Origin of the sequence: Litchfieldia alkalitelluris, assembly GCF_002019645.1 — a bacterium.
Lineage (GTDB): Bacteria > Bacillota > Bacilli > Bacillales > Bacillaceae_L > Litchfieldia > Litchfieldia alkalitelluris.
In genome coordinates, this window is record NZ_KV917374.1 from 1636536 (window position 1) to 1649315 (window position 12780).

The 12780-nt window shown below is 37.0% G+C and carries 10 protein-coding genes; 8 read left to right on the top strand and 2 right to left on the bottom strand.

The window, feature by feature from the left end; translation table 11 throughout:
* Positions 1 to 172 precede the first annotated feature (172 nt).
* Positions 173 to 856 carry an NAD(P)H-dependent oxidoreductase gene (locus tag BK579_RS07580; protein ID WP_235848559.1) on the top strand — a complete coding sequence of 228 codons (684 nt, stop codon included), beginning with the start codon at positions 173 to 175 and terminating at the stop codon, positions 854 to 856.
* A 20-nt stretch (positions 857 to 876) separates the two neighbouring features.
* Positions 877 to 1392: a GNAT family N-acetyltransferase gene (locus tag BK579_RS07585; RefSeq protein WP_204524694.1), complete on the top strand. Its 516-nt coding sequence runs from the start codon at positions 877 to 879 to the stop codon at positions 1390 to 1392.
* Positions 1393 to 1446: 54 nt separating this feature from the next.
* Here the strand turns inward: BK579_RS07585 and BK579_RS07590 are convergent, their stop codons facing one another.
* Entirely contained in the window at positions 1447 to 1752 is a 306-nt protein-coding gene (locus tag BK579_RS07590) for a hypothetical protein (protein ID WP_078544613.1), read from the bottom strand.
* Between the two features lie 304 nt (positions 1753 to 2056).
* Here BK579_RS07590 and BK579_RS07595 point away from each other — a divergent pair, with 304 nt between their 5' ends.
* The 4 genes from BK579_RS07595 to BK579_RS07610 all read left to right on the top strand — a co-directional run bounded on the left by BK579_RS07595 (position 2057) and on the right by BK579_RS07610 (position 9607).
* On the top strand, positions 2057 to 2518 hold the full coding sequence (locus BK579_RS07595; RefSeq protein WP_235848372.1) for a GNAT family N-acetyltransferase: 462 nt from the start codon (positions 2057 to 2059) through the stop codon (positions 2516 to 2518).
* Between the two features lie 500 nt (positions 2519 to 3018).
* Positions 3019 to 3516 (top strand): DUF7010 family protein, encoded by a 498-nt coding sequence (locus BK579_RS07600; protein WP_407936270.1) that lies wholly within the window; start codon positions 3019 to 3021, stop codon positions 3514 to 3516.
* Positions 3517 to 3778: 262 nt separating this feature from the next.
* The gene (locus BK579_RS07605; RefSeq protein ID WP_078544615.1) at positions 3779 to 7531 is read left to right on the top strand and encodes an AAA domain-containing protein; all 3753 of its coding nucleotides are present in this window, start codon (positions 3779 to 3781) and stop codon (positions 7529 to 7531) included.
* Positions 7532 to 8110: 579 nt separating this feature from the next.
* Entirely contained in the window at positions 8111 to 9607 is a 1497-nt protein-coding gene (locus BK579_RS07610) for an alpha-L-arabinofuranosidase C-terminal domain-containing protein (protein ID WP_078544616.1), read from the top strand.
* Between the two features lie 163 nt (positions 9608 to 9770).
* On the opposite strand, the gene BK579_RS26710 is transcribed toward BK579_RS07610, so the two are convergent.
* Entirely contained in the window at positions 9771 to 9902 is a 132-nt protein-coding gene (locus tag BK579_RS26710) for a hypothetical protein (RefSeq protein ID WP_268876460.1), read from the bottom strand.
* 344 nt (positions 9903 to 10246) lie between these two features.
* On the opposite strand from BK579_RS26710, the gene BK579_RS07615 reads away from it, so the two are divergent.
* Together BK579_RS07615 and melA are read left to right on the top strand one after the other, a co-directional pair.
* Positions 10247 to 11092 (top strand): AraC family transcriptional regulator, encoded by an 846-nt coding sequence (locus BK579_RS07615; protein ID WP_235848373.1) that lies wholly within the window; start codon positions 10247 to 10249, stop codon positions 11090 to 11092.
* Positions 11093 to 11371: 279 nt separating this feature from the next.
* Positions 11372 to 12670, top strand: coding sequence for an alpha-glucosidase/alpha-galactosidase (melA, locus tag BK579_RS07620; protein WP_078544618.1), 1299 nt, complete (start codon positions 11372 to 11374; stop codon positions 12668 to 12670).
* The last annotated feature ends 110 nt before the right edge of the window (positions 12671 to 12780 follow it).

Below are 12780 nucleotides of genomic sequence, written 5' to 3' on the forward strand. Positions count from 1 at the left end.
AAAAAAAGAAAGAAAAAGACGGTTTAACCTTAATGTGAAAAATTTCTAAACAGGATACTATTTTTAAAATGCTTAACGTGATATCTTTTAAATATCGTAATGAAATACCTGATATTTCCTTTGAACTTAACAAAAATTTGTGATTTAGATAAAGGAGAGTTATAGATTGAATGTGTTAATCGTTTATGTACACCCTGATGACAACTCATTAAATGCTTCATTGAAGGATATTGCAGTAGATACTTTGGAAGCAGAGGGACATAGAGTCGTTGTATCAGATTTGTATGCCAAGCAATTTAAAGCTGTGGCAGATAAGAATGATTTTACTGTCCTAAAAAACCCTCATACATTTAATTATATTTCTGAGCAATATCATGCATTCATGAACAACACCTTCACCGAAGATATTTTGAAAGAGCAGGAATCTATAATTTGGGCTGACATGATTATTTTTCAGTATCCGATGTGGTGGACGGATGTGCCTGCGATGCTTAAAGGATGGTTTGACCGTGTGCTAGCTTATAAGTTTGCTTATGGTCCGGGGCGATATGACCAAGGGAATTTAACGGGGAAAAAGGCGATACTGTCTATAACCCATGGCGGAGAGGATTTATCAGATTATGGTGAATTCGGAATAAAAGGGAAAATTGAAGAACGGTTGTTTAATATAAATCATGAAAAACTTTATTATTGTGGGATGGATGTATTAGAGCCATTTGTGTTCCCGGCTAGTGCTAGTGAAGAAGTTAGGATGGAGCATATAAAGAACTGGAAGTTGAGACTAACTAATTTAGCCAATGAAAAGCCAATACCATACAGAACGGTGGAAAGTTATAAAACCGACGTGAGTAGATAATTCGTTGGTGCGTTTAAATGATGAGAAATAGTATGATTCACTTTGAAGAACGGGGTTACATAAATATGAATATCGACATAAGAATAGGTACTGAAAATGATATAGCTACTTCTCATAAAATCATGCGAGAGGCTTTTGAGGAATACCGAGATCTTGACGTACCATCAAGTGCAATCACTGAGCCTGTTGAAAAATTAAAAACAGCTTTTAACAATGGTACAGAAAATTTCATTATGTGTTTTATGAATGGCGAACCACAAGGGACTTCAAGGTTTCATTTTAAAGAAGATTATTTATATTTTTCTAGGCTATCTGTTCCACCTGTTTCAAGAGGGAAAGGCCTCGCAAAGATGATGCTGAGTTGGCTTGAAGATTATGCGAGAAGTAATGGCAAGCTGAAAGTGCAATGTAAAGTCCGCCATGAATTAAAAAGAAATATAGAGTTATATCGTTCAATAGGTTATCAGATTGTAAAAGAGGAAAATGTAGATAACCCCAATCTAGTTAGAACGGTAGTAATGGAGAAATTGGTTTGAAGCGCGGGGACGGTTCTCCTGCTTCCTTTGGAAGCGGCAGAACCGTCCCCTTGCTTACCTCATATAAGTAAAGTTAATCTTTGCTTCTGAAATAACGTGAAAGTTCATATCTCTTTCTTCTAATCCGACTCTAAAAGTAGTGGGATTACCAGGTATGATAATGTCGGCGAATGGTGGTGTGCTTCCATCTGAACTTATATGGAGTTTGTATTGAACATAGGTGTGAGAACCAGCCTGATAACGACGCAATATTTTTTGATGCTTTACTTCACAAAACAATGCCTCATGTAGACTTTCGCTAGTCAACTCTCTCCCAATTAAGGTATTTAACCTTTCGATTACATCAGCCTTTTTTATCACGATAATCTATCCTTTCGAAATCTACTTATCATACGTTTATTCTATAGGACAATGTGAAGTCTATCAGTGATTTTTTTCTCACAAAAAAGCTAGTATGGAAGTTGAATGAAATGATATGTAGAAATACAGGAAAAGAATATCTTTATATAGAATGATAGGAGTAGTAAATAAGCAAACGACATGGAGTGTGTGTACCAATGGTGAACCTAAGAGAAAAACCATATATCATAGGGGAAAGTGTAATTCAAAGACCGTTTAAGAAGAAGACTTTTCTTTCTTAGAAGAATGTCTAAAAGATCCTGAAGTGACTAAATTGACAGGGAGTCCGAATGTTGATTTTGATAAAAATGTATTTATTAATTGGTATAGTACTAGAAACGAACAAACCGACCGACTCGATCTCGCGATTATGGACAAATCTCAAGATATCACAGTCGGAGAAGTTGTCGCTAATTTATATGATGAAAAAAATCAGAGCATGAATTTCAGGATTCTTATTGGACCAAGAGGAAGAAACCGGGGGCTAGGAACAGAAGCAACCCAACTTTTCATAGACTATCTTTTTACTCATACGAATCTACTACAATTAACGTTAAGTGTGTTTGACTTCAATCCACGAGCCAAAAATGTCTATGAAAAAATTGGCTTTGTCGTAGAAAGTATTGATAAAAACGACCTAGAATACGAAGGAGAAATGATCGATTCCATTAATATGAAACTAACAAAGGAAAAGTGGAAGCGGGGGGACGGTTCTCATGCTTCATAAACACGGCAAAAAAGAAGCATAAGAACCGTCCCGGTGCTTCTCCCAACATTTTAATCGTCGATGATGATTCGGAAATTGTTGAACATTGAAACAAAGAAACTTTTTGCCTATGGTTTTAAAGAACCTTATGTTGGAGATTTAAAATCGTATGTAAAGGGATTGGTTAAGTTATGATGGTGAATTCATTGGTATTAAGGGTTTCAAATCAATCCGAAGGGTGTTCGGAAACCTCTGAGTTATGGTTTCGAATTTTTCGGAAGGGGGTTCTGAAGTCTTATAACATTAGGTTGCGAATCGTTCGGAAGTAGGTTCTGAAACCTCAGAGATAGGAGTTTCGAATCATTCAGAAGTAGGTTCTTAAAACCTGAGAGTTAAGACACGTACAAATTGTAATAAGTGGAAAAGTTTTCATAACTAAATAGAGGTGAAATTTATATACATAAAGAATTAAAAAGTTGAGGGAGGAGGATTAATTTGGAATTTCATGAAATACAGATTTAATAAAAAGGACAAAAAAAGGCTTGCCAATGATCATTGTAGGTATCTTTTTTTGGTTGGTAGTTGGTTTATTAAGTTTTTTTAACTTGCACATTAAAATGCATGGTTTGTTAGTATTTATCGGGATATCAATGATATTTCCACTTGGGATGATCGTGTCGAAAATGATGAAGATTGATATGATGGCGAAGGATAATCCACTATCAGCTCTTGCTGGTCTACTTGGTGCAATGCAATTATTTTTCACTCCTATTTTAATGGTTATTTTTATAGATGAAACACAATTGTTACCGTTTTTCGTTGCTGTTTTAACCGGGGCTCATTTTTTTCCATTTGCATGGTTATACAAGAGCAAAGCATATATCTTTCAAACGGTAGCGATCATTGTTTGGGCGATTATTTTTGGGTTTATATTTAACAGTTATTTATTTACGATCTTTCCATTTATTTTGAGCGCTGTCTATTTGATCACTAGTTTGTGGTTAACAAAGGAAGTGTAAGATATGTCTAGAGAACAAAGCCCAGTTTGAAATAGACTGGGTTTTGTTGTTGAAATATTAAGGATGTTCGAGCAAAATGATGTATATCGTTAATAATTAAAGTGTAATCTTCATATAGGAACCCCTTTAGAGCAACAGCTCCCCTACTTTTGTAGAATGAATCCCAAAATGATACGATATAATGGATATATATGGAATGGATTACGGCAGAATGAAAAAGGAAGCACGAGAACCGTCCCCATGCTTCGAAAGAGGGTTGTTAATGAGAGAGAAGTTAATTCATATGAGGGATAAGCTTAATGATATAGGTAAGCGAAATCGTTCGATTCGGTTATTGAAGTTATATAATAAATGGAGTTTTGATTTAGCGGAGCTAGATAAATTGTCTAGTTCAGGTGACATTAGTAGTTCATCAATCGTTGAGAAAATCATCAAGCAATCGAAAGGTGAAATCATTTTGTTAAAGCCTTCCTTAGATGATGAGGATTCAATGGTGCTTTCAAAAAAGCTGACGGATTTGTCGCGGAATTTAAAAGGGATTGAGGAAGAGTCCGGGATTCATGATTTTTATCTAGGGTTTCCTTTTATTTCAGGAACTCTATCTGACGGGACCTTTTTTCAGGCACCTTTATTTTTATATCCGATTACATTAGAAAAGACGAATGTGAAAACACAAAAATGGAGTATCAAGCTTGATGAAGGTGGACCACAGTTAAATCGCACACTATTTTTGGCGTTCAAGAAATCAAATAACGTAAACTACACTGAGGATTTTTTTGAACAAGCTGCAGAGGTTGCGACGGAGTACGACTTTGATAAGTGGTTGAGATTTTTTAAAGAGAATGAAATGAATATTTCCTTTACTCCTTCTGGGCTAACGAAGTTAACGGAGTATAAAAAAGATGATATCCCTGAAATCGCTAATTTAACACTGCTTGAGAACGCTGTGGTTGGGAACTTTCCGCAAGGTGGTTCATCCTTAGTGAAGGATTATGAGTTGTTGATTGAACTTTCGGAGGAAGGTGACCTTTCATTAGCTGGTGAATTAATTGAGCCTGGAGAGTATGAGGATGATGGCGATGACCAACACGAAGGTTCTGATTCAAAGCAGGAAGATCCTGATATTTTAAATTTATTACAAACCGATGGCTCTCAAGAAGAAATTTTAAAAGAAGCGCGATATAAAAAAGGCATTGTGGTTCACGGGCCACCTGGTACAGGGAAATCACAGGTGATTGTGAATCTGATTACAGATGGTTTAAAACAAGAGAAAAAGATGTTAGTCGTATGTCAGAAAAGAGCTGCGTTAGACGTGGTGTATCAGAGGTTAGAGGGATTGGGATTAAGCAATCATATTGCACTTGTTCATGATGAAAAGCATGACCGAAGGCATTTATATTCTAAAATCCAAGGACTACTTGAAACCAATCAAGTAAGCAATCAAGATATCATAAATAAACTCATGACTACATCAAAAAAGCTAGCATCACAAGAAGAATTATTAAACAGCATTGCAAAAGCACTATATGAATATCAAGACTTTGGATTTCGATTATATGATTTGTATGGAAAAGCTAGACCGGTTGCGGACACGGCCCAAATGATTAACTTGAACTCGGTATTGTCTTCCTTAAATAAAGAAGTTTTAGATGAAATATCTGAAGGGATTTATACGTATGCCGAGTGGTATGAACGGTTTGGTGGAGAAGAGTACCCACTAAAGAACAGAAAAAGCTTTGCCCAATTAAACATGAAGGATAAGCTAGAAGCGATTGAGTTGGTGAATGACTTAATCGATAAGGCGAAGAAAGCAACTGACTTTTTAAATGCATTAGATCATGTAAAAATCACCCCAGCTTACACCTGGTTAATCGAAAATAAACTAGAGAAGATTTATCCTGATTTGGAGGAAGGGAAGAAAAGAACCCTTCAAGGTTTACGGTTATGGTGGTGGACATCGGTATCTGGAAAATCAGTCATTGAAGAATTGATTGAAGGAAAGAAGTTTAAAGGAACAAGCTCCCCAGAGTGGTTGAAAATTAAAAAGTCATTAATTACTATGCATCAACTAGCGAAAGAAACAAAACAAATGGCAGAGGCGATTGAAAAATTAAAAGTATTTATCGATGACCAAACGGTTGATAAATTAAAAACTAGGATTTCAGAAGGAGACATTCCATTACCTGAATTGGATAAAATGCTAGAGTACCTTCATCGTGATTTTGAAGATTTGCAGGGGATGGACAGTCATTGGGAACGTAGCACAGATGTGCAAAAGACGGTCATTACCGAGCTGCAAAAGAAACCACTTACTACTGAGCTATCACTTCCGAATTATTGGGTCGATTTATTCCGGAATTCAGCATATGTTCACTGGATTGATGAAACAGAAAGAAAATATCCTCAGGTACAAAAGGTATCAACAAGTGAATATTCAAGAATTCGAGAGTCCTTTGCTTTTTTAATAGAAGAAAAGAGAAAGGTTGCGACTGAATACTTAATTCACACACTTAAGGAAAAGGTTGAGCATGTGGGTACCACAAATGCAAGGATGATTCGTGATTTAAAGCATCAAGTGAGTAAAAAGCGAATGGTTTGGTCACTCCGACGGTTGGTGAATGAATTTGCGGGAAAAGGATTAGAGAGTATCATGCCAGTGTGGCTTGTCTCACCTGAGATTGTCTCAAGTATTTTTCCGTTAAAAGAAGGATTGTTTGATTTAGTGATCTTTGATGAAGCCTCACAATGCACGGTTGAAAGTGGAATCCCAGCCGTATTTCGAGCCAAACAAGTGATTGTTGCTGGCGATGAAAAGCAGTTGCCACCATTTAATATGTTTCAATCGTCAGTAGTTAGTGATGAAGACGAGGAAGAGCAATATGATACAGATGAATCGGTAAGCTTACTAAATTTAGCAAAAAGAAGGTTTCCAGAGAAAATTCTGCAGTGGCATTATCGCTCGAAATACGAAGAATTAATTAATTTTTCAAATCATGCCTTCTATAATGGTCATGTTCAAATTGCACCAAATGTCATTCCATTAAGAAAACCACCAGCCATCACTTGGAAAAAGGTAGAGGGAAGATGGATAAATCAATCGAATGAAATTGAAGCAATCGAAGTGGTGAACACATTAAAAGAAATTTTAATAAGCCAACCAGGTAAAACGGTTGGAATCATCACCTTTAATGCCAAGCAACAGTCAAAAATACTGGATTTAATTGAAACGAAGGCTAGTGAGGATGAGCAGTTCAATGCTGTTTATAGTCAAATGATGGCTAGAGACTTAGATGAGCGAGTGTTTGTGAAAAATATTGAAAATGTTCAAGGTGACGAGCGGGATATTGTCCTCTTCTCGATTGGATATGCGAAAAATGAAGAAGGTAGAGTTTATAATCGATTCGGCATGCTCAATCAAAAGGGTGGAGAAAATCGTTTGAATGTGGCGATTACTAGAGCAAAAGAAGGAATTACCGTTGTTTCAAGTATTGAACCAGAAGAGTTGAATGTGGCCAACAGCTCACAACTCGGTCCCAAGTTGCTAAAATCATATTTAAAATATGTTCGCGCGGTTTCGGCTGCCCAAACAGAACAGATTAAAGCCGTCGTTCAAGAAATTAATGATAATGTGAGTACACATACACAAGAACAAGACCTTCATTTTGATTCACCATTCGAGGAGCAGGTATATAAGCAGCTTAGAAATATTGGCTATGAAGTGACAACTCAAGTAGGGATGTCAGGTTATCGAATTGACCTAGCGATTGTCCATCCGAATGATTCATCAAGGTATATTTTAGGAATTGAATGTGATGGAGCAATGTACCATAGTTCGGCAAATGCGAAGGAACGAGATGTGTATCGTCAAAAGTTTCTAGAGAGTCGAGGCTGGGAGATTGAACGGATTTGGAGTCGAAACTGGTGGAAGAATCCGACCGCGGAAATTGAGCGGATAGATCAGAGGGTAAAGGAATTACTGAGAAATGATGAGGTTCAAGAAATCGTTGGAAATTAACCTATATATGCTGCGATCAGAAGGGGGCCTCTTTGGGGTCCCTTCCTGCTTTTGGGGGAAGCAGTGGGACGGTTCTCCTGCTCCCTTAACCCGGCAGAAAAGGAATCGGTGGGATGGTTCTCCTGTTTCATTCAACTAGCACAAAAGAAGCACGAGAACCGTCCCCGTGCTTCTAATCGAAATATGTCATGAAAATAGTCCTAAAGGTCGGTTGAGTAAGTTGTACGTATATAATAGTATTTACTTATAATAAATACGTTTTTATCAAACGTTATAGGAGGTTTTAATTTAGAAATTTGTACTTATAAGTTAGTGTTCTTTTAAGAATTTGTTTGTTTATACCTCATGATGCCCAATCAAAAAGCACACAGACAGAAGTAGTATCACCCCTGAGACAATCAACTGAAATGTCCAAATCTATTTCAATCAATTAATTAACTTGAAATTTAATGAGTACGCTTACATTGGTGAGGGGAAGCACGGGGACGGTTCTCCTGCTCCCTTTTAACATCAGAAGAAGCACGAGAACCGTCCCGGTGCTCCCGCGGTGCTCCCGAAAATTATTGAGAGGTGATAATGATGGTTAAAGAAACAATGGTTGAGATTAACCCAAGGAGAATTCTTAGTTATAGAGATTTTAACATTTATGGTCATTTTATTGAGCATTTTCACCGCCAAATTTACGGAGGGATTTTTCAACCTGAGTCACCATTTTCAGATGAACAGGGGTTTCGAACAGATGTGATTGATGCGTTAAAAAATATTCGCACGCCTATACTTAGATGGCCTGGCGGGTGCTTTGTCTCTAATTATCATTGGGAGGATGGAGTAGGAACACGTACTCCGTTTTTTGATAAAGCATGGAGAGTGGAGGAACCTAATACATTTGGCACGGATGAATATATAGAGTTTTGTCGGAAGATCCAAGCACAACCATATATTTGTACAAATGCAGGAACAGGTACTGCGGAGGAAATGAGTAACTGGGTAGAATATTGCAATCTCAAAAATGAAGGAAAGTACGCAAAGATGAGGATTGAAAATGGGAATCGTGATCCCTTCAATGTGAAATACTGGAGTATTGGGAATGAGAATTACGGAAGCTGGGAGATTGGTGCCAAAGAAAAGACGGAATGGGGTAGGTTAGTCGTAGAATCAGCAAAAATGATGAAGCGTGTGGATCCAAAAATTGAACTGCTGGCAGCTAGCATTTCTGATTTAGATTGGAATATCAATCTATTAAAAGAAGCAGGACAATTCTTGGATTGGATTTCGATTCATGGATACTGGGATGCCTTACATGAAGTCGATGAGCCCTCCTCCTATGAATCTTGCATGGTATATACAATGAAGATAGAAGAACAAATCTTAAAAACAAAGTATATCCTCGGTTCACTTGGCTATTTAAATAAAATCAAAATTGCGTTCGATGAATGGAACCTTCGTGGATGGCATCACCCTAATGTTCATCGAGGGGATATTTTAGCGGATAACATCATTGAGGCAAGGGACCGGAATGACCTGAACGCAACTTATACAATGGCAGACGCTATTTTTAATGCATGTTTCTTAAATCTTTGCTTAAAGCATAGTGATATTGTGGGGATGGCAAACTTCGCACCTATTGTGAATACACGTGGAGCAGTCTTTACACATGACGAAGGAATTCTGTTGCGTTCTACTTATTTTGTTTTTGAGTTATATACAAAGCATATGGGAGATACAGTGGTCGATTCATGGGTATCTGAAGCGGATGTCTTTGAGGTAAGTCATAATGGAAGCACTTACCAAGTGCCGTCTCTAGATATGATTGCAACAACAAATACAGGTTCTAATGATCTAAGGATTTCAATTGTCAATCGACATCCCGAACAAGCAAGAACGGTTCGGATTAAAAAGAATGTAAGTTATGGGACAGGTACGATTTACTCTCTTATCTCAGCTTCAAAAGACGGATTTAATGACATTAGTCAACTAGATTGTAAGATTATTCAAGAGACTGTTGCTGCACATGAATCGAACGATCTTGTGTTAGAGGTTCAACCTCATTCGGTTAATGTGCTAGTGCTTCATTGAACAGAAGATAGAGAAAAGAGACAGGGACATGTCCCTGTTTTTGCTTGTTGTGGAAAAATGATTACTGCTGTTTCTTGAGTTTTCCCCGTTGTTACGGTAAATTTACTCTTTTTAGTGTTATCTTGTTAAGAGTGGAATCAATGGCTAAAACAACCCCGTTTGATTATGAATTACTTTCAGTCTTATTAGTAGGATGTATCGCCTTATCTAGTTCTTCAACAGAAATTTGTGGTTTTACTGTATCGCTATTTGGCTTTCCGTTTTGACTATAACCTTTTTCACGCTTCTGACTCATTTATATCTCTCCTTTCATACGTAGCTTCCTTGTTAAGATGAGTCAATGATTCGCCATTTATTCATCATATAAAGAGTAACCCGTTTGCCTAGTCCTATTAGGAAAAAATAAGATGATCAAGGCATAACATAAGTACAAGGCAACTTCGAGCTGAATGTCCTTATGTAATATAAAATCACTGTAGAGAATTAAGCATCCTCTCATTTGTCTATGATAAAATTCAACTAAGATTGATGTCTCGATCAAGAAGAATCGATAAAATGGAAGCGCAAGAACCGTCCCAGTGCTTCCAGGGGGTGAATTTCATAAGCAAACTAAATAATTACTATTCATATGGGTTTAGATTGAAAGGAGAGCAGCAAGAGCGTGTTGCTGGTATTCATTCGATTGGCAAGGAGTATAGGGCGAATGAAGAGTATGAATGGGATGGTTTAAAACGGAGTGAGGATGGTAGAGTCATTTTTCAGTATACGTTAGGTGGAAAAGGTGCCATTCGAATGGGGGAACAGACGTATTCACTAAAAAAAGGTGAAGCATTTTTAGTACAACTTCCAAGTGATCATTGTTATTATTTGCCAGAAAATTCTAGTCATTGGGAGTTTATTTATATGACCTTATATGGGCAAGAAGCGATTCGTTATTTTCACACGGTTACGGAAAGTCATGGACATATTTTAAAATTACCTACAGATGCTAGGCCGATCAGGCATATTTTTCACGTGTTAGAAAGAATTCAAACAACAGGAATTCATCATGCCTATGATGCCTCTGCATATGCTTATACCTTTTTAATGGAGTGCATGCAATATTTTGAACATGATCAGAATAAAGTTGAAAAGTTGCCAGTTGCAATTGCGAAGGCGGTAAACTTCATGGAGCAAAACTATAAAGAAGATCTGATATTATCCTCGATTGTGGAAGTCTCTGGTTTATCAAAATACCATTTTACGAGATTATTTCATAAAACAGTGAATGATACACCGATTAAATTTCTAACCAAAATCAGAATGAATCATGCACTAGATTTACTACAAAACAAGGAGTTATCAATTGAAGAAGTCGCAAGACATGTTGGTTATACCAACGCGAATTATTTTACTAAAGTCTTTAAAAGTGTACTAGATGTGACACCAAGCGAGTACCGTAATAGCCAGTCGTTTATGCCTGTTAATCAATTGTTTCTTGATTAATTAAAGGCTCTTTTCTGAAAGATTGTTGAAAATTTACCTAGTATAAAGTAAATAACACTATTTTTAAAAAAATTTCACTTTTACGTTTATAAAGAAAAGATGCCACTCCACTTAATTCATAGCAAATGTAAAAGACCTATCAATAGCAAATAGTTTACGGAAATAGCCTTGAAATAAAGAGCAATATTTTACTTATATCAAAATTATTTACGATTGTGTAGGCGCTTTCCTTCCGTTAACATGATTGGTAGAACAATCATATTAACGGGAGGAATTATCATGTCTAAAATTACTTTTTTAGGTGCTGGAAGTACAGTGTTTGCTAAAAATGTGCTAGGTGATTGTATGTCAGTTGATGCTTTACAGGATTTTGAATTTGCTTTGTTTGACATTGATCATGAAAGACTTACAGATTCAGAGATGATGTTAAATAATATGAAACAAAGCTTAAATTCCACTGTGAAAGTTGTCGCCTATCATGATCGCAAAGAAGCATTGCGTGGTGCGAAATATGTCATTAACGCGATTCAAGTGGGTGGGTATGATCCTTGTACAATTACAGACTTTGAGATTCCAAAGAAATATGGTTTGCGTCAAACAATTGCAGATACGTTAGGAATTGGGGGGATTTTCCGTAATTTAAGAACGATTCCAGTCATGCAAGAATTCGCACGTGATATGAGGGAAGTATGTCCAGATGCGTGGTTTTTAAATTATACGAATCCAATGGCTGTGTTGACGAATGTGATGCTGCAAGAAGGGATTAAGACGGTGGGCTTGTGTCACAGTGTGCAGATTTGTGCAGATCATTTGCTAGATTCGCTTGATATGCCAAAAGATAACATTCAATGGAAGATTGCGGGAATAAACCATATGGCATGGTTATTAGAAATTACTCGTAATGGTGTGGATTTATATCCGGAAATTAAACAACGAGCGAAAGAAAAGCAACAGGAAAAGCATCATGACATGGTACGCTTTGAAATGATGGATAAGTTCGGCTATTATGTGACAGAATCATCAGAGCATAATGCAGAATATCATCCTTATTTTATTAAAAGTAAATATCCTGAACTGATTGAGAAATATAATATTCCATTAGATGAGTACCCACGCCGTTGTATCAACCAAATTGAAGGTTGGAAAAAAATGCGTGATGACCTTGTGCATGATAAAAACTTGCAGCATGAGCGCACACATGAGTATGGGTCTTTTATTATCGAAGCGATGGAGACGAACAAGCCTTTTAAAATTGGTGGAAACGTATCGAACAAAGGAAGATTAATTAGTAACTTACCTGAAAATGCAGTTGTCGAGGTTCCCTGCTTGGTGGATGCTAGTGGCGTTACTCCAACTTATGTAGGTGATTTGCCAGAGCAGTTGGCGGCGCTAAATCGCACAAATATTAATACACAGCTATTAACGATTGAAGCCGCACTCACTAAGAAGAAAGAAAAGATTTATCAAGCGGCTTTGTTAGATCCACATACTGCAGCTGAGCTTTCGATTGATGATATTATTTCGTTATGTGATGATTTAATCGAAGCGCATGGTGAGTGGTTGCCGGAGTATCTGTAAGAGGACGAGGACAAATTATTTAGATTGTAATTGGTAAGCCAGCGAAAAGATTACTTTTTGTGCTAAGAGCATTTAACTATTTATAAAAGTCGAGAAAGCTAACCGGTTTA